The organism is Planomonospora algeriensis (genome assembly GCF_977012225.1).
In genome coordinates, this window is record NZ_CDRNDK010000006.1 from 12,854 (window position 1) to 30,757 (window position 17,904).

The 17,904-nt window shown below is 72.6% G+C and carries 15 protein-coding genes and 2 pseudogenes; 8 read left to right on the forward strand and 9 right to left on the reverse strand.

Annotated elements, in window-relative coordinates:
- Positions 1-586: 586 nt before the first annotated feature.
- From groES to ACWJ6R_RS01385, 4 genes are all read left to right on the forward strand, one after another.
- Positions 587-898, forward strand: coding sequence for a co-chaperone GroES (gene groES / locus ACWJ6R_RS01370; protein WP_196449979.1), 312 nt, complete (start codon positions 587-589; stop codon positions 896-898).
- A 92-nt stretch (positions 899-990) separates the two neighbouring features.
- Entirely contained in the window at positions 991-2,613 is a 1,623-nt protein-coding gene (gene groL, locus ACWJ6R_RS01375) for a chaperonin GroEL (protein WP_189235039.1), read from the forward strand.
- A 373-nt stretch (positions 2,614-2,986) separates the two neighbouring features.
- Complete coding sequence (locus ACWJ6R_RS01380; protein WP_229797744.1) at positions 2,987-3,526, forward strand: sigma-70 family RNA polymerase sigma factor; 540 nt, start codon at positions 2,987-2,989, stop codon at positions 3,524-3,526.
- 56 nt (positions 3,527-3,582) lie between these two features.
- Positions 3,583-3,744, forward strand: coding sequence for a hypothetical protein (locus ACWJ6R_RS01385; protein ID WP_449060443.1), 162 nt, complete (start codon positions 3,583-3,585; stop codon positions 3,742-3,744).
- Here ACWJ6R_RS01385 and ACWJ6R_RS01390 read toward each other — a convergent pair.
- Both ACWJ6R_RS01390 and ACWJ6R_RS01395 read right to left on the reverse strand, forming a co-directional pair.
- Positions 3,705-4,082 carry a DUF5319 family protein gene (locus tag ACWJ6R_RS01390; protein ID WP_449060444.1) on the reverse strand — a complete coding sequence of 126 codons (378 nt, stop codon included), beginning with the start codon at positions 4,080-4,082 and terminating at the stop codon, positions 3,705-3,707. The two genes, ACWJ6R_RS01385 and ACWJ6R_RS01390, sit on opposite strands and share 40 nt — an antisense overlap.
- Before the next feature lie 16 nt (positions 4,083-4,098).
- A complete protein-coding gene (locus ACWJ6R_RS01395; protein ID WP_449060445.1) occupies positions 4,099-5,133 on the reverse strand; it encodes a LuxR C-terminal-related transcriptional regulator in 1,035 nt (344 codons plus the stop codon).
- Positions 5,134-5,801: 668 nt separating this feature from the next.
- Here ACWJ6R_RS01395 and guaB point away from each other — a divergent pair.
- Positions 5,802-7,282, forward strand: a pseudogene (guaB, locus tag ACWJ6R_RS01400) (IMP dehydrogenase).
- A 97-nt stretch (positions 7,283-7,379) separates the two neighbouring features.
- Complete coding sequence (locus ACWJ6R_RS01405) at positions 7,380-8,489, forward strand: GuaB3 family IMP dehydrogenase-related protein (RefSeq protein WP_449060462.1); 1,110 nt, start codon at positions 7,380-7,382, stop codon at positions 8,487-8,489.
- 219 nt (positions 8,490-8,708) lie between these two features.
- Here the strand turns inward: ACWJ6R_RS01405 and ACWJ6R_RS01410 are convergent, their stop codons facing one another.
- From ACWJ6R_RS01410 to ACWJ6R_RS01430, 5 genes and pseudogenes are all read right to left on the reverse strand, one after another.
- Positions 8,709-9,533, reverse strand: a complete 825-nt coding sequence (locus ACWJ6R_RS01410) for a class II fructose-bisphosphate aldolase (protein WP_449060446.1) — start codon at positions 9,531-9,533, stop codon at positions 8,709-8,711.
- Between the two features lie 133 nt (positions 9,534-9,666).
- A complete protein-coding gene (locus tag ACWJ6R_RS01415; protein ID WP_449060447.1) occupies positions 9,667-10,227 on the reverse strand; it encodes a PfkB family carbohydrate kinase in 561 nt (186 codons plus the stop codon).
- A gap of 137 nt (positions 10,228-10,364) precedes the next feature.
- Positions 10,365-10,661 (reverse strand): annotated as a pseudogene (locus ACWJ6R_RS01420) (PfkB family carbohydrate kinase); the annotation flags it as partial.
- Entirely contained in the window at positions 10,661-11,794 is a 1,134-nt protein-coding gene (nagA, locus tag ACWJ6R_RS01425) for an N-acetylglucosamine-6-phosphate deacetylase (protein ID WP_449060448.1), read from the reverse strand. The gene nagA and the pseudogene ACWJ6R_RS01420, both read right to left, overlap by 1 nt.
- Before the next feature lie 155 nt (positions 11,795-11,949).
- Positions 11,950-12,834, reverse strand: a complete 885-nt coding sequence (locus ACWJ6R_RS01430; protein ID WP_449060449.1) for an SIS domain-containing protein — start codon at positions 12,832-12,834, stop codon at positions 11,950-11,952.
- Positions 12,835-12,937: 103 nt separating this feature from the next.
- Between ACWJ6R_RS01430 and ACWJ6R_RS01435 the strand changes: the two genes are divergently transcribed.
- Both ACWJ6R_RS01435 and ACWJ6R_RS01440 read left to right on the forward strand, forming a co-directional pair.
- The gene (locus ACWJ6R_RS01435; protein WP_449060450.1) at positions 12,938-13,708 is read left to right on the forward strand and encodes a DeoR/GlpR family DNA-binding transcription regulator; all 771 of its coding nucleotides are present in this window, start codon (positions 12,938-12,940) and stop codon (positions 13,706-13,708) included.
- A gap of 169 nt (positions 13,709-13,877) precedes the next feature.
- Entirely contained in the window at positions 13,878-15,620 is a 1,743-nt protein-coding gene (locus ACWJ6R_RS01440; RefSeq protein ID WP_449060451.1) for a glycerol-3-phosphate dehydrogenase/oxidase, read from the forward strand.
- A 118-nt stretch (positions 15,621-15,738) separates the two neighbouring features.
- Here ACWJ6R_RS01440 and ACWJ6R_RS01445 read toward each other — a convergent pair whose 3' ends face one another.
- On the reverse strand, positions 15,739-17,280 hold the full coding sequence (locus tag ACWJ6R_RS01445; RefSeq protein WP_449060452.1) for a M36 family metallopeptidase: 1,542 nt from the start codon (positions 17,278-17,280) through the stop codon (positions 15,739-15,741).
- Positions 17,208-17,687 (reverse strand): hypothetical protein, encoded by a 480-nt coding sequence (locus ACWJ6R_RS01450; protein WP_449060453.1) that lies wholly within the window; start codon positions 17,685-17,687, stop codon positions 17,208-17,210. Before ACWJ6R_RS01450 ends, ACWJ6R_RS01445 begins: the two co-directional genes overlap by 73 nt.
- Positions 17,688-17,904: the final 217 nt, after the last annotated feature.

Below are 17,904 nucleotides of genomic sequence, written 5' to 3' on the forward strand. Positions count from 1 at the left end.
CCGGTCGATCCCCGCGGTGCCCCTGGAATTCGCGCAGGCGGCCTCGGCGGATCCCGGTCTTTCGTCTTGTCGAATCTTTGCCGTTCCGAAGGAAGGCGTGGAGGCCGTGCGGTCCGAGGCCGGCGGTCGCGGAGATATCCGTGTGGGACCGTACGTGAATTGATGGCCGATGTTTGCGTGTGCTTTATATGTGTGAACCGGCTGTCCGGTGATTGTGGCGGCGGATGTGGAGGAGGTGTTTTCCGTCCGCGTTTCTCGCGGGGCGCCCGCCCGGTGGCGGGAGGGTGCGGTCCCCGGATGCGCGGCGGCGGCCGCCCGCGAAGCGGGGAGGGGAGAGGCGGACCGGAGAAGGCGGGGCTGTGGGTCGCGGGGCGGGACCGGGAGAGGTGGAGAGAGTGGCTGCGTTCGCCCGAAGCGCAGACGGGGCGGTTCGTGTTGACTGTCAAGGCCTCCTTGCATACTGTTCCGTATTGGCACTCTCCCCTTGAGAGTGCCAATCCATGCGACGAGGTCAGGTCTGGCACCCGCGACGGCAGACCGCTGGTCGCCTCTTCTAGATCATTCACATCTGAAGGGGAGGTCCGACGTGACGACCGCCACCAAGGTTCCCGTTAAGCCGCTCGGCGACCGCATCGTGGTCCAGCCGCTCGAGGCGGAGCAGACCACCGCTTCCGGTCTGGTCATCCCGGACACCGCCAAGGAGAAGCCGCAGGAGGGCAAGGTCCTCGCGGTGGGTCCGGGCAACTGGGACGACGAGGGCAGCAAGCGCATCCCGCTCGACGTGAGCGAGGGCGACATCGTCCTCTACAGCAAGTACGGCGGCACCGAGGTGAAGTACGGCGGCGAGGAGTACCTCGTGCTCTCCGCCCGTGACGTGCTCGCGATCATCGAGAAGTAGTTCACGCTTCACCGGAGATGACGTATCGAGCCCCGGGCCGCTGCTTGCGCCCGGGGCTTTGATGCGCCGACGTGCTTTCAGAGAGGACTGTCATGCCGAAGATCCTGTCTTTCGAGGAGGACGCGCGCCGCGCTCTCGAGCGTGGTGTCAACGCCCTGGCGGACGCCGTCAAGGTGACCCTCGGCCCGCGTGGCCGCAACGTGGTCATCGACAAGAAGTTCGGTGCGCCGACCATCACCAACGACGGTGTCACCATCGCGCGTGAGGTCGAGCTGGAGGGGCCGTACGAGAACCTCGGCGCCCAGCTGGCCAAGGAGGTCGCCACCAAGACCAACGACATCGCCGGCGACGGCACGACCACCGCGACCGTCCTCGCCCAGGCGATGGTCCGCGAGGGTCTGCGCAACGTCGCCGCCGGGGCCCAGCCGCTCTCCCTCAAGCGCGGCATCGACCTCGCGGCCCGGACCGTCAGCGACAAGCTGATCGAGTCCGCCCGCCCGGTCGCGGACAAGAAGGAGATCGCGCACGTCGCGACGATCTCCGCGCAGGACGCCAAGATCGGCGAGCTGATCGCCGAGGCGTTCGACAAGGTGGGCAAGGACGGTGTCATCACCGTCGAGGAGTCCAACTCCATGGGCATGGAGCTGGAGTTCACCGAGGGTCTCCAGTTCGACAAGGGCTACCTGTCGCCCTACATGGTGACCGACCAGGAGCGGATGGAAGCGGTCCTGGAGGACCCCTTCATCCTGATCCACCAGGCCAAGATCACCTCCGTCGCGGACTTCCTGCCGCTGCTGGAGAAGGTCGCCCAGACGAAGAAGCCGCTGCTCGTCATCTCCGAGGACGTCGAGGGCGAGGCCCTCGCGGTCCTGGTGACGAACAAGATCCGCGGCACCTTCACCTCCGTCGCCGTCAAGGCGCCGGGCTTCGGCGACCGCCGCAAGGCGATGCTGCAGGACATGGCCATCCTCACCGGCGGCCAGGTCGTCAGCGAGGAGGTCGGCCTCAAGCTGGAGCACGTCGGCACCGAGGTGCTCGGCACCGCCCGCCGCGTCGTGATCACCAAGGACAACACCACGGTCGTGGACGGCGCCGGTGACGCGCAGGCGATCGCGGACCGCGTCAAGGAGATCAAGCTCGCCATCGAGCAGTCCGACTCCGACTGGGACCGCGAGAAGCTCCAGGAGCGCCTCGCGAAGCTCTCCGGCGGCGTCTGCGTGCTGAAGGTCGGCGCGGCCACCGAGGTGGAGCTCAAGGAGAAGAAGCACCGCCTTGAGGACGCCATCTCCGCGACGCGCGCCGCGATCGAGGAGGGCATCGTCTCCGGCGGCGGCTCCGCGCTCGTGCACGTCGCCAAGGTCCTCGGCGACCTGGACCTCACCGGCGACGAGGCGACCGGTGTCGCGGTGGTCCGCAAGGCGCTCGTCGAGCCGGCCCGCTGGATCGCCGAGAACGCCGGCCTCGAGGGCTACGTCGTGACCTCCAAGGTCACCGAGCTGCCCGTCGGCCACGGCCTCAACGCCGCCACCGGCGAGTACGGCGACCTGATCGCCCAGGGTGTCATCGACCCGGTCAAGGTCACCCGCTCGGCCGTCCAGAACGCGGCCTCCATCGCCGGCATGCTGCTGACGACCGAGGCCCTCGTGGTGGACAAGCCCGAGGAGGAGGCCCCCGCCGCCGGCGGTCACGGCCACGGTCACGGCCACGGCCACTGACCTCCGTCAGGACCCGGTACGGCCCGCACCCTCCCGAGGGTGCGGGCCGTACGCTTTCCGGGGAAATCCGAAAGCGTGGCAAAGCATCTGACGCCGCCGGTGTTACGGCTTGCGGGCTATATAACGAATAGCCGACATATTTCGCAATCAACTGAAATTTCCGGCGGTGGGAAAAATCTCAGTGTAGCCGATTGATTACGGTTCGCTGTCGCCGCCTCAATGTGACCAATCCGTAGCCGTTTGCCATGACGACAGGTCCGATCAGTGCGGGCATCATGCCTACGTGACCGAGGGATGCGTCGCCGACGCCAAGAGTGGGGTAAGGCTTGCGACGAGGTCTGACGGGGTCGTCCACAAAGACGATCTCAAGGATCTGACGAGCCTCGCCGTTCAGGGGGATCGCAGTGCGATCGAATCCTTGCTCGCGCAGTTGCGCCCGATGGTGGTGCGCTATTGCCGCGCCCGCCTCGGCCGGGTTTCCGGCCAATATCACATTGCGGACGACGTGGCCCAGGAAGTGTGCATCGCCGTCCTGTCCGCGCTGCCCCGGTACCGGGACATGGGGCGCCCGTTCGCGTCCTTCGTCTTCGGCATCGCCTCCCACAAGGTGGCCGACGCGCTGCGCAGCTCGGTGCGCTCGGCGGTGCCGACCCAGGACCTCCCCGACGGGCCCGACGAGGGTCCGGGCCCGGAGGAGACCGTGGTGCGCTACATCGAGGCCGAGCACGCGCGCAGGCTGCTCTCCCGCCTCCCGGACAACCAGCGCGAGCTGCTGATGCTCAGGGTGGTGTCGGGCCTGTCGGCCGAGGAGACGGGTAATGTACTCGGTATGTCACCCGGTGCGGTTCGCGTCGCCCAGCATCGTGCGCTCGCCAGGCTGCGGGCACTGGCCGAGCTGGAGTCGATAGCTTGACCACGGTCCATCCACGGCGTCCGGCGCGGCGGTACGGCCCGGACGGGGATCCGGCCGTGGCCGGGACCGAGGCCCTACTGCAGTCGCTCTCCCGGAGGGAGCCCGTCCCCGCGGCGGACCAGGTCGTCCGGCTGCTGTCAGCGCTGATCGAGGACGTCGACCACGACCTCGCCGCCGCTCAGCGCCTCTCCTCGGTGTCGATCACGCCGTCGGCGTAGCCCTGGGCGTAGTCCCAGCTCACGTAGTCGGTGGGGTTGGGCTCGTAGGCCGGCTCGTGAACCTGCGGCTTGCCGTTGTCGATCATCTGGCGCAGATTCCCGCGGAGCAGCTCCCAGTTGAAATAGTGCTGGTCACCGCACTCCGGGCAGTCGAGGACCAGCCCGAAGACCCCCTGGGGTTCGAGCAGGGAGCGGAAGACCTCCACGTCGGCGAGATCGGTGACCGCCTCGTCGCGCTCGGCGGGCGTCAGGGGCTCGGGGTCGTCGGAATCACCCAGCGCGGCGGCCGGGTCGTCGGGGTCGTCCGCGAACGGGTCGCGAGGGACGTCTTCCAGCACGGTTCCACTTTATGGCCTAAGCGTGGCGGGCAGGGTGCGAACCCGGGCGTTCCGCGAGCCATCCCCTGCGGGCGGCCTCCACGCCCGCCTGGAAACGGGACTGCGCGCCCAGCTGGGTCATCGCGTCGGCGAAGCGGGCGCGGACGGTCCGGACCGAGACGCCGAGCTGCCGGGCGATCGCCTCGTCGCCCACGCCCTGCGCGGCCAGCCGGAGCACCCGGACCACGCCGTCGTCGGCACGCGTCCACGGCAGGGGCGCCGCCCGCGCCCACAGCTCCTCGAACAGCGTGCGCAGCGCGGCCACCACGACGGAGGCGCGGACCAGGTGGAAGCGGTAGGCGCTCTCGGCCAGGGTGCCGCCCCACCGGGCGGGCAGGCCCGCCACCTCGTCCCCGGCGACGAGGAACCAGCTCGGCACCGAGCCGACGGTCCGGATCCGCGCCCCGGCCCGCTCGAACCGGACGAGCTTCTCCGGCAGGCCGGGCATCTGCAGCAGGTCCGCCGGGATGAGGGCGCGGCAGGAGAGCAGGCCCCGGTGCTGGGCCGCGATCCACTGGTCGGCGTAGCGCTGGGTGAAGTCGCTCATCGTCCGCCGGTCCGGGACCGCGGTGAGCAACCGCAGCGGGGGCGCCTGGACCGCCATGCCGATCACGCTCTCGTAGAGCTCTTCGGCCCCGCCGACCAGCTCGACCGGGAACTGCCCGGTCTGCTGGTCGCGACCGGCGTCGTACTGGTGGATGAGGTGGCGGATCGAGCCCAGCACCGAGTCGATCCTGCGGCTCTCCTCGGCGAGGTGGTCCAGCCGGTCGGCGATCAGGCGGCCGAGGGCCGCGGCGGGGTGCCGCGCGAGGTACTCGCCGGCCTGCTCGTCGACCACGCCCAGCCGTACCAGGGTCGTCAGCTCGCGGTGCAGCGACTCGGGCGAGTCGCCGATGGCCTCGGCCAGCTTGGCGCAGGTGGCGCGGTGCAGGCGGAGCACCGCGTCGTACAGCGACGTCTGGGCGGGGGTCAGGCCCAGGGCGGCGAGCGGGTCGGAGGTGTCGGCAGGCATCGACGGGGGCTCCTGGGCTGAACAGGACGTGTCGAGAGGCATCGACGGGGGCTCCTGGATGAACAGGACGTGTCGAGAGGATAACCCGGCGTTCCGCTCCTGTCCGGGTCTTGGCGCGACCGGCGGATCCGGGTGCAGCTTCGTGCAGTTGCAGCTTCGACCATTGCGCGCTGGGGAAGGCGGAGCAACCATGACATGGCGTCGGCATCGCAGGCGAGAAGCTCCGCCGCTCGGACACGGAGGGGGGTCCGGCGGCATCCGGGCGCATCGTGACGCTGCCGGTGACGGGAGGTCGAGCGGGTCACCGACCGCTCGGCCTCCCGAGGCGTCTCCGGTCGTTCCTGATCGTCTCCGGTCGTCTCCGGTCGTCTCCGGTCGTCTCCGGGTGTCTCCACCGCCCCGCCTCCCCCTGCCGTTCGGTGCTCCGGGGGGCAGACCCTAAACTGTGCCGGGGGCGGCTTCCTCCACCCGGGATTCCCACAGAGCGCGTCGTGGCGGAGGGTCGCAGCCGGCTCCCCCGCTCCATGAGCGGGAGGCGGCTTCCCGCCGTCCCCGAGGAGGGCCGGCGACGGCCGCGCCCTCGCGCCCTGACCGTTTCGACCACCAGAACCGCAAAGGGAAGCGATTCCCCTGCCGGACGACCCCGGCAGTCCCTCGCCAGGAGAATGATGGCCAAGTTCACCGAGCCGGGGCTGACGTTTGACGACGTGCTCCTCGTTCCCGCCTACTCCGACCTGCAGCCGGGCGAGGCGGACACCACCACCCGCCTCTCGCGCGGGATCACCCTGCGCATCCCGCTCGTCTCCGCGGCGATGGACACGGTCACCGAGGCGCGCATGGCGGTGGCCATGGCCCGTCAGGGCGGCATCGGCATCCTGCACCGCAACCTGTCCGTCGAGGACCAGGCCGGGCAGGCCGACCTCGTCAAGCGGTCCGAGGCCGGGATGGTCACCAACCCGATCACCTGCTCGCCGGACGACACGCTCGCCGACGTCGAGCGCCTCTGCGCGACCTACCGGATCTCCGGCGTCCCGGTGACGGATGTGAACGGCGTGCTGGTCGGCATCGTCACCAACCGGGACATGCGCTTCGAGACCGACCACAGCCGTCCCGTGCGCGAGGTCATGACCGCGATGCCGCTGGTCACCGCGCCGGTGGGGGTCTCCAGGGACGACGCGTTCACGCTGCTGCGGAAGAACAAGATCGAGAAGCTCCCGCTGGTCGACGCGGCCGGGCGGCTGCACGGCCTGATCACGGTCAAGGACTTCACCAAGAGCGAGCAGTACCCGCTCGCCACCAAGGACGCCGACGGCCGGCTCGTCGTGGGGGCGGCCATCGGCGTCGGCGGTGACGCCGAGCAGCGGGCGGCCGCGCTGATCGAGGCGGGCGTCGACGTGATCATCGTGGACGTGGCGCACGGCCACTCCAAGGGCCTCGCCGACATGATCGCGAAGATCAAGGCCAACAGCCGGGTCGACGTGATCGGCGGGAACATCGCCACCCGGGCGGGCGCCCAGATGCTGATCGACGCCGGCGCCGACGCGGTCAAGGTCGGGGTCGGCCCCGGCTCCATCTGCACCACCCGCGTGGTCGCCGGGGTCGGCGCCCCGCAGGTGACCGCCATCCACGAGGCCTCGCTGGCCTGCGGCCCGGCCGGGGTGCCGGTGATCGGCGACGGCGGCCTGCAGTACTCCGGCGACATCGTCAAGGCCATCGCGGCCGGCGCCGACACGGTGATGCTGGGCTCGCTGCTGGCGGGCTGCGAGGAGTCCCCGGGCGAGCTGATCTTCATCAACGGCAAGCAGTTCAAGTCCTACCGCGGCATGGGCTCGCTCGGCGCGGTCCGCAACCGCGAGCGCGGCGGCGCGTCCTTCAGCAAGGACCGCTACGCCCAGGCGACGTCGGCGGCGAGGACAAGTACATCCCCGAGGGCATCGAGGGCCAGGTCCCCTACCGGGGTCCGGTCTCCGCGGTCGCCCACCAGCTCGTCGGCGGCCTGCGCCAGGGCATGTGGTACTCCGGGTGCCGCACGATCGCCGAGATGCACACCTCGTGCGAGCTCATGCCGATCACGGCCGCGGGCCTCAAGGAGAGCCACCCGCACGACATCCAGATGACGGTCGAGGCGCCCAACTACCACCGCCGCTGAACATCGGTGTGCGGGCCGGTCGGACACAGGTACGGCTCACGCCGGAAGGCGTGGGCCGTACGCGCGTGAGATGGGAAAGATACGGAACATGACTCAGGTGGAGATCGGCCGCGGCAAGAACGGACGCCGTGCCTACGCGCTGGACGAGATCGGCATCGTCCCCTCCCGGCGGACCCGTGACCCCGAGGAGGTCTCGATCGCCTGGCAGATCGACGCCTACCGGTTCGAGCTGCCTCTCGTGGTGAGCCCCATGGACAGCGTGGTCTCGCCGCAGACCGCGATCGAGGTGGGCCGGCACGGCGGTCTGGCGGTGCTGGACCTGGAGGGTCTGTGGACCCGCTACGAGGACCCGATGCCGCTGCTGGAGGAGGTGGCCGAGCTCAAGGGCGAGCCGGCGACCAGGCGGCTGCAGAAGATCTACGAGGAGCCGATCAAGGAGGAGCTGATCGGCCGCCGGATCGAGGAGATCCGCGCGGCCGGGGTCACCACGGCGGTCCGGCTCTCCCCGCAGCGCACGGTCCAGCACCACAAGGCCGTCATCGACGCGGGCGTGGACATCTTCGTGATCCGCGGCACCACGGTCTCGGCCGAGCACGTCTCGGGCCGGGCCGAGCCGCTCAACCTCAAGCAGTTCATCTACGAGCTCGACGTCCCGGTGATCGTCGGCGGCTGCGCCACCTACACCGCGGCGCTGCACCTGATGCGGACCGGCGCGGCCGGCGTGCTCGTCGGCTTCGGCGGCGGGGCCTCGCACACCACCCGCACGGTGCTGGGCGTGGCGGTGCCGATGGCCACCGCGATCTCGGACGTGGCCGCGGCGCGCCGCGACTACATGGACGAGTCCGGCGGCCGGTACGTCCACGTCATCGCGGACGGAGGCATGGGCACCTCCGGCGACATCGCCAAGGCCATCGCCTGCGGCGCCGACGCGGTCATGGTCGGCTCGCCGCTGGCCCGTGCCGCCGAGGCACCCGGCCGCGGCTTCCACTGGGGCTCGGAGGCCCAGCACCCGGAGCTGCCGCGCGGCAAGCGGGTCGAGTTCGGCACGGTCGGCACGCTCGCGCAGATCCTGCACGGCCCCTCCTCGGTGGCCGACGGCTCGATGAACCTGATGGGCGCGCTCCGGCGCACCATGGCCACCGCCGGCTACTCCGACCTGAAGGAGTTCCAGCGGGTCGAGGTCGTCGTCGCCCCGCAGCACCCCTGACCTGACGACGACCGGAGGGATCCCGGCGCCCGCGCGGCACCGGGATCCCTCCGTCGTTCCCCGGGGCGCGGCCCTCCGCGTCGTCCTCCGGGGGCGCGGCCTTCCGCTCCGAGGTCGCCCGGCCTGCCCGCGAGCGCGCGTCCGCTCCGGGGACCGCGTCCGTACTGGGACCGCGTCCGCTCAGGGGGGCCGCGGTCTGGGCGGTGCGCTCGTGGGCGGTCAGCCGCCGAGCACACCGAGGAGGTGGGCGACCTCGGCGGCGACGGCGTCGCGGCCCGCCTTCACGTAGGCGCGGGGGTCGACCGCCTCCGGGGCGGAGGCCAGGTGGTCGCGGATCGCCCGGGTGAACGCCTTGTTCAGGTGGGTGGCGATGTTGACCTTCTTCATGCCGTGCCGTACGGCGGCGCGCAGGGTGTCGTCCGGCACGCCGGACGAGCCGTGCAGCACGAGCGGGACCGGGACGGCGTCGCGCAGCTCGGCGATCAGGGCGAGGTCGAGTACGGCGTCGCGCGTCGTCATGGCGTGCGAGCTGCCGACGGCGACGGCGAGGGCGTCGACGCCGGTGCGGGCCACGTAGCCGGCGGCCTCGTGCGGCCGGGTCCGCGCGCCGGGCGCGTGCACGCCGTCCTTCCCGCCGATCTCGCCGAGCTCGGCCTCCACCCACACGCCCCGCCGGCGGCACCAGGCGGCCACCTCGGCGGTGAGCGCCGCGTTCTCCTCGTCGGGCAGCGCGGAGGCGTCGAACATGACCGACCCGATGCCCAGCTCCACGGCCTCCTCGACGAGCGCGCGGTCGCACGCGTGGTCGAGGTGGACGGCCACGGGCACCGAGGAGGCCCGGGCGACGGCCAGCGAGGCGGCGGCCACGGGGGCGAGGGCGCCGTGGTAGCGCACGCAGTTCTCGCTGATCTGCAGCACGACCGGCGCTCCGGCGCGCTCCGCCCCGGCGGCGATCGCCTCGGCGTGCTCCAGCTGGACGACGTTGAACGCGCCGACGCCCGCCGGGGCGTCACGGATGATGTCGCCGATTCCGACGAGGGGCATGGCGGGACCTTTCGGTGTGACCGGGTGCTTTCGGGGGTGACCTCGGACCCCGGACCGCGGACCGCGGTCGGGTGGTCCGCGCGTGCGGGGGCCGGGTGGAGGCCCGGCCCGGGGGTGAGGGCGCGTGCGGGGGTTACGGGCCCACGGGTTCGACCCGGATCAGGGGATGGACCTCCCGGAACACGTCCGCGTCGACGTCCCCGGCGATCGGAGCCGCCACCGCCGCCGCGCCCAGCGCCGCGGCTCGGCGCAGCCGGTCGGGCCAGGGGAAGTCCTCGACCAGGCCGAGGGCCAGCCCGGCGACCAGCGCGTCGCCGGCCCCGGTCGGATTCCCCTCCACCCGGTACGGCATGGCGGCCCGCCAGGAGCCCTCGGACGTCACCGCCAGCAGCCCGCCCGCTCCCAGGGAGACCACCACGGCCTCGGCCCCGGCCTCCCGGAGCGCCTGGGCCCCGGCGAGCGGATCACCGCCGGGCGGCGCGGTGAGGGCTCCGCCGCCGGGCGGCGCGGCGAGGGCGCGGGCGAGTTCCTCGGCGTTGGGCTTGAGGATCGAGGGCCGGCCGGCCGGGGTGTGCCGGAGCGCCTGGCCGTCGGCGTCCACGATGACCGGGACGCCGCGCTCACGGGCCATGGAGGAGAGGACGGCGTAGAAGCCGGCGGGCACGCCGGGCGGCAGGCTCCCCGAGACCACCACGGCCGCGGCGTGCCGAGGCGGGTCTCGAAGTCGGAGAGGAAGGCCGCCAGCTCCCCGTCCGACACGACGGGCCCCGGCTCGTTGAACAGGGCGGTGCGCCGCGGCCCGGACGGGTGCAGGTCGCAGACCGCGAGGGTGGCGCGGGACTCCCCGCCGATGCGGGTGAGCCCGGTGGGGAGCCCCGCCCCGGTGAGGTCGGCCTCGGCGGCCCGGCCGTTGGGGCCGCCGGACAGGCCGGTGACCAGGACGTCGCAGCCGAGTCCGGCGAGGACCCGGGCGACGTTGACCCCCTTGCCCCCCGCCCTGCGGTGCACGGCCCGCACCCGGTTGACGCCGTCCCAGTCGACGCCGTCGGCGGTGTAGGTCACGTCGAGGGCCAGGTTCAGGGTGACGGTGAGAACCGGGCCGCGGGCGGGGGGAGGGGTGGGGCGCATCAGGGTTCCGTGATCCAGCTTCCGTGCTTCATGACGCCGGCGACCTCCAGGTCGCCGTCGAGGACCACCAGGTCGGCCTGCTTGCCGGCCGCGACGGAACCGAGGCGGTCGCCGAGGCCGAGGACCCGGGCGGGGGTGAGGGAGGTGACCTCGGCGGCCTCGGACAGGGACAGGCCGAGCTCGCGGACGGCGCGCCGGAAGGCGGCGTCCATGGTCAGGGTGGAGCCCGCGATGGAGCCGCCCCCCGCCAGGCGGGCGACGCCGCCTGCCACCTCGACCTTCAGCGGGCCCAGGTCGTAGGTCCCGTCCCCCGCTCCGGCCGCCGCCATCGCGTCCGTGACGAGCGCCGTACGGCCCGGCCCGGCGGTCCGGCAGGCCAGGCGGAGCATGGCGGGGTGCACGTGCACGCCGTCGTTGACCAGTTCGACCGTGACCCGCTCGTCCTGCAGCAGCGCGGCGACCGGGCCGGGGTCGCGATGGCCGAGCGGGGGCATCGCGTTGTAGAGGTGGGTCGCGACGCGGGCGCCCGCGTCGATCCCGGCGAGGGTCTGCGCGTAGTCGGCGTCGCTGTGCCCGAGGGCGGCGATCACGTCGTTGGCGGCGGCTTCCCGGATGGTGTCCAGCGCGCCCGGCAGCTCGGCGGCGATGGTGAGCATGCGCACGTGCCCGCGCCCCGCCTTCAGCAGGCCGAGGAGCTCCTCGGGGGAGGGCTCGCGCAGCAGGGAGGGGTTGTGCGCGCCGCAGCGGGCCTTGGAGATGTAGGGGCCCTCGAAGTGGATCCCGGCCAGCAGTCCGTCCTCGCACAGGTCGGCCAGGGCGGAGGCGGCCCGGGCCAGGTCGCCGGGGGCGGCCGTGACCAGGCTGGCCATGAGCGTGGTGGTGCCGTGCCGGGCGTGCAGGGCCGCGATCCGGACGGCCTGCTCGGGGTCGCCCGAGGGGAAGGAGCCGCCCGCCCCGCCGTGGTTGTGGATGTCGACGAAACCCGGCACGACGTACCGGCCGCCGAGGCTGCGGCCCGGCCCGGGGGCGGTCCCCCGGCCGACGTGGGTGATGCGGCCGTCTTCGATGGTCAGCCAGCCGTCGTGGACACCGTCGGGGGTGACGACGCGGGCGTCGGCGAGTGTGAGGCTCATGGCCCCATCCTCTCCCGCCTGCGCGGAGGGGGCGGCTGTTGCGGGATCGGCGGTGGCGGGACCGGACGCGGCGGGGGCGGACGCGGTGGGGGTGGAGGCCGGGAGGGCGGCCGTGGCGGACCTGGCCGTCGCGGGGCCGGTCCCGGCGGGGCCGGTCATCGGGGCTCCCGGGAGGGGAGGATCACCGAGCGGGTCAGGTGGAGCGGCCGGTCCGGGTCCAGTCCCCGGGCCAGGGCCCTGGCCACCGCCACCCGCTGGACGCGCACCAGCTCGGCCATCGGGTCCAGGCCACCGGCCAGGAACGCGCCGCCGGTCGCCTCCACCTCCTCGCGCAGCCCCTCGGGGGCGGCACCGAGCATCCAGGTGATCCGGCCGGGTCCGGCGATGCTGATCGGGCCGTGCCGGTACTCCATCGCGGGGTAGGCCTCGGTCCACGCCCGGCAGGCCTCGCGCATCTTCAGCCCCGCCTCCAGGGCCAGGCCGTAGGCCCAGCCGCGGCCCAGGAAGGTGAACTGCTCGGCGGCCAGGTGCTCGGGGGCGGGCGGCTCGGCGAGCGCGCGCTCGGCGTCGGCGATCGCGGAGGTCAGGTCCTCGCCGAGGTGGGCGCGGAGCAGGGCCAGCTGGGTGGTGGCGAACCGGGTCTGCACGACCGACCGCTCGTCGGCGTAGTCGAGGACGACGACCCGGTCGGCCAGCGCCATGACCGGGGTGTCCGGGTCCGCGGTGATCACGGTGGTCCGGGCGCCGGTGTCGCGCAGCAGCTCCAGCACCTCGGTGGTGGTGCCGGACCGGGTCAGCGCGAGCACCCGGTCGTAGGAGCGGCCGGTCGGCGCCTCGGAGGCGGCGAACGCGTCGGTCTCGCCGTGCCCGGCGCGCTCGCGGAGCGCGGCGTAGGCCTGGGCGATGAACCAGGAGGTCCCGCAGCCGACCACGGCCACCCGCTCGCCCGGCAGGGGGAGGGCGTCGGCAGGGACCGCGGCGGCGGCGCGGCGCCAGCAGTCCGGCTGCGACGCGATCTCTGCTTCGGTGTGGGTGGTCACGGCACGCCTCCCGGTTTGGCTCATTTATGAGTGATTTATAGCAGAAGTGAGCAACTTTGGGCACGGGTGGGCTTTGATCCTGCGTTGTGACACCCTGGTGACCGTGAGCCGATACGAGCGCTGGAACGCGATCCTCGAGCTGCTCGCGCGGGAGGGCCGCCTGACCGTCGAGCAGGCCGCCGAAGGGCTGGACGTCTCCACCGCGACGATCCGGCGCGACTTCGACCAGCTGGCCCAGCAGCAGATGCTCATGCGCACGCGAGGCGGAGCCGTCGCGCAGAGCGTGAGCTACGACCTGCCGCTGCGCTACAAGACCGCGCGCCACGCCGGGGAGAAGCAGCGGATCGCCGAGGCGGCCGCCGCGCTGGCGGCGCCCGGCGCGATCGTCGGCATGAACGGCGGCACCACCACCTCGGAGGTCGCGCGGGCGCTGGCCGTACGGGCCGATCCCGAGCTCGGCTTCACCATCGTCACCAACGCCCTGAACATCGCCGCCGAGCTGACCGTGCGGCAGAACGTCAAGATCGTGGTGACCGGCGGGGTGGCGCGGCCGCAGTCCTACGAGCTGATCGGGCCGCTGGCGTCGGAGGTGCTGGACCGGATCACCCTGGACGTCGCGTTCCTGGGGGTGGACGCGATCGACGCGGAGGCGGGGGCCTTCGCCCACCACGAGGGCGAGGCGGGCGTCAACGGCCTGCTGATCGGCCGGGCCGCCGAGGTCGTCGTGGTCGCGGACGCCTCCAAGATCGGCCGCCGTGCCTTCGCCCGGATCTGCACGCCGGACGCCGTCGGCACGCTGGTCACCGACGAGGGCCTCTCCGACGAGGACGCGGCCCGTTTCGCCGACGCCGGGGTGAAGGTCGTCCGCGCCTGACCCGGTCCCGCCCGCGGCGGCGCACGGGACGCATGCGACCGGGGCGGGCGGAGCGGCCGATGGTGGTGCGAATCACCGCGAGTGCGACTACCGACTGGTAGTGACGTCCCGGGGCGGGGGTACATATCCCGGACAAGACGATGACCCGCGTACCCCGGGGGGATGCAGCATGACGGCGCGCATGGGCACCGCACGGCTCGGCCCTGCCGAGAGGTCCGCCGCACTGGCGCAGATGGGCTCCGCCGAACTCGACGTGGTGGTGATCGGCGGCGGGGTCGTCGGCGCCGGGGTCGCGCTCGACGCGGCGACGCGAGGCCTGGGCGTCGGGCTGCTGGAGGCGCGCGACTTCGCCTCGGGGACCTCCTCCCGCTCCTCCAAGCTGATCCACGGCGGCCTGCGCTATCTGGAGCAGCTCAACTTCGACCTGGTCCGGGAGGCGCTCCAGGAGCGCGCGCTGCTGCTGCAGCGGATCGCCCCCCACCTGGTGCGGCCGGTGCCGTTCCTGTTCCCGCTCACCCACCTGGGCTGGGAGCGGCCGTACGTCGGCGCCGGGCTGGTGATGTACGACACCCTGGGCTTCTCCACCGGGCTCACCCGCGGGGTCCCCGGCCACCGGCACCTGTCGCGCAGGCGGGCGCTGCGGCTGGCCCCGGCGCTGCGCCGTACCGCCTTCTCCGGCGCGGTGCAGTACTGGGACGCGCAGGTGGACGACGCCCGCTACGTGATGACCATGCTGCGGACCGCCGCCGGCTACGGCGCGCACGTCGCCTCCCGGGCGCAGGTGACGGGCTTCCTGCGGGAGGGGGAGCGGGTCACCGGGGTGCGGGTGCGCGACCTGGAGACCGGGACCGACCTGCAGGTGCGGGCGCGCCAGGTGGTGAACGCCACCGGCGTGTGGACCGACGAGATCCAGGAGCTGGTCGGCGGGCGCGGGCAGATCCACGTGCGCGCCTCCAAGGGAGTCCACCTGGTGGTGCCGCGCGACCGGATCCACTCCCTGACCGGGATCATCCTGCGGACCGAGAAGTCGGTGCTGTTCGTCATCCCCTGGGGCCGCCACTGGATCATCGGGACCACCGACACCCGCTGGAACCTGGACAAGGTCCACCCGGCGGCCTCCCGCTCCGACATCGACTACGTGCTGGAGCACGTCAACGCGGTCCTGTCGGTGCCGCTCACCCGCGACGACGTCGAGGGCGTCTACGCGGGACTGCGGCCGCTGCTGTCGGGGGAGTCGGAGGAGACCTCCAAGCTCTCCCGCGAGCACGTGGTGGCCCACCCGGTGCCCGGCCTGGTCATGGTGGCCGGGGGCAAGTACACCACCTACCGGGTCATGGCGAAGGACGCGGTGGACGCGGTCGCGCACGGCCTGCACCAGCGGGTCCCGCCCTCCTGCACCGACCGGATCCCGCTGGCCGGGGCGGAGGGCCACCAGGCGCTGTGGAACTCCCGCGAGCGGCTCGCCCGCTCCTCCGGGCTGCACGTGGCCCGGATCGAGCACCTGCTCCAGCGGTACGGTTCCATGATCGACGAGGTGCTGGCGCTGATCGAGGAGGACCCGTCGCTGAGCCGGCCGTTGACCGGGGCGGACGACTACCTGCGGGCCGAGGTCGTCTACGCCGCCACCCACGAGGGCGCCCGGCACCTCAACGACGTGCTGGCCCGGCGCACCCACATCGCCATCGAGACCTTCCACCGCGGCCTGGCCGTGGCCGAGGAGGCCGCCGCGCTGCTCGCCGGGCCGCTGGAGTGGGACGACGAGCAGGTCAAGCGCGAGATCGAGTACTACACCAAGCGCGTCGAGGCCGAACGGCTCTCCCAGGAGCAGGACACCGACCACGAGGCCGACGCCATCCGCCTCGGCGCCCCCGACATCGTCCCCTTCGCCGCCCCGGAGACCAACCTGGCCTGATCGGGCCCTTTCCCGGAGGAGGCGGTGTGCACCATGGGTGAGAGTGCTGCGGAGGACGGTCGGCACCGGCCGGGGAGCCGGACGACGGGGAGGGGGACGGGAGCCGCACCGGGCGGGCTTATCGGGTGAACGCCTGGAACTCGGCGGCGCGGAGGTGGTCGCGGGCCGGGCTCGCGGTGGCGCAGTCGGTGGCGGAGCCGGGGTCGGCGTCCTGCTCGCCGGCGTAGCGCGGGTTGCCGGTGCACTGGGTGGAGACCGCGCGCAGGGTCAGGTGGGTGGCCGTCGTGGTGGGGATCCTGAACGATTCGATCAGCAGGTCGGCGCCCCGGGGGCGGGGCAGCCGGGTGTCGAAGGCGTCGGCGGGGCTGGTGTAGGCGACGGTGAAGGACTCGGGCTGCGAGCAGTCCTTCTTCGTGGCGTCGCAGGCCAGGACCTCGAAGGCGCGCAGGGCGCTGAAGCGGTTCTGGCCGCCGGGGTCGGCGGGGTCGTTCACGTTCGGCCGGAGCATGGCGCTGACCTGGACCCGGCGGATCTTCACCGGGTCGGACCCGGCCAGATCCACGGTCACGGTCCTGCCCGCGACCGGGCCGGTGAGCGAGGCCCAGTTCGTGGCCTCGGTCTCGTCGATCAGCTTGGCGTGGTTGACGCCGTCACCGGCGGCCGTCGCGCCCAGCGCCGCCGAGGCGACGTTCTTCGCCAGCGGCAGCGGGAGGGGAAGCGTCACGCCGGGCAGCACCGCGAACCTCACCCGGGTGTGGCCGTAGCCGCTTCCGGCGACGACGAAGTCGTACAGGCCCGGGGTCATCTCCACCGTGTCACCGAGCCCGGTGGCCGGGTCGGTGTCGGCGACCGGTACGGCGCGGGCCTCGTAGCGGCCGACATAGAGCCGGAGCGCGGCGCCGGAGGCGTCAGCGAGAGGCTTGAGGCGGATCTTCCCGTTCCTCCCCTCGGGGTCGACGAAGCTCGGCACCGGGTCGGGGTCGTTCTGGTTCAGGCTCGCCGCGCCCTCGCCGAGACCGCGGGAGGCGAAGGCCCGCCACATGATCTCCCGGTTCCTCCCGCCGAAGCGGAGCGCGTCGGCTGCGAGCAGCGCGTCGCGGTGGTCGACGTAGCTGACCGCGCCGGTGGCCATCAGCAGCAGGGCGTCGAAGGAGAGCTGCGCCCACCGGCGGTTGCCGGGGCACCTGCCCACCGGGACCTTTCCGTCGGCGCACGCCCGCTGGAGGGCCGCCGTGCCCTTGCCGTACCGCCTGACGAAGGCCTCGCGCACGTCGAACTGGGTGGCGCTCCAGATCTCGCCGTCGGCGTGGACCTGCTGGCCGACGATGTCGTAGGCGATGTCGCTGTAGTTCAGCGGGGACTTCGACATGTCGTGGTTGCGGATGCCGGCCTTCCGGTCACCGGTGACGTACGCGCCGGTGACGTACGGCGTGTCGCCCGCGGGGCGGAAGCCGTACTCGGCCAGATACTCCATGGCCAGCAGGTCGGAGGTGCTCTCGTTCATCGCGCCGGGCTGGGCGCCGCTCCACCCGGCGTTCGGGCCGCCGACCATGCGGCCGGAGATCGCGTGGCCGTACTCGTGGCCGATCACCGACATGTCGTAGTCGCCGTCCACGCAGGGGGAGTAGAACGAGCCCGCGACCGGCTGCCAGAGGTACATGTTCGTGATCGGGGCGACCCGTCGGGGCCGGTGATCTGGTTGGCGTTGTCACGCACGTTCGGCACCCGCGCGCCCGCCTGGGCGTTGCCCTGCTCGGGATCGTCGCCGAGCCCTTCGGTGAGCGGGGCGGGGCCGGTGACGACGGCCGGGGTGCCGAGGGCGTTCCAGCGGACCGTCGTGGCGCCCGTCTTCTTGGCGAGCGCGGCGGCCGGGGGTGCGACGGCGCCGCGCCGGTTGTCGACGTCGGGCTTGGCGTGCTGCTCGGCCTGGAAGTCGTGGACGCCGGGGGGTTGCCCGGCGGGTCCGCTCTGGGCGGCGCCGGGGAGGGGGAGGGCGAGGGACGGGAGCGCGAGGGACGCCGTAGCGGCGGCGATGACGGTGATGCGTGACCAGGTCTTGGTCGACACCGGGCCTCCTGCGGGGAGCTGGCCGTCATTGGCCATGCACGCGTGGATCACGTGTGCTGCGCAAGAAGTAACACCGGTTCACATAGTCTGACAAGATCTTGTAAAGGGTGATATGTCGGTGTAATAGAGGTCGGAGTGCTGCGGCGCCTTTGAGGTTGACGATCTCCGCCAGGTGAACCGCCCTCTGTCGTGCGTCGTCTCGACCGGCTGACCTGAT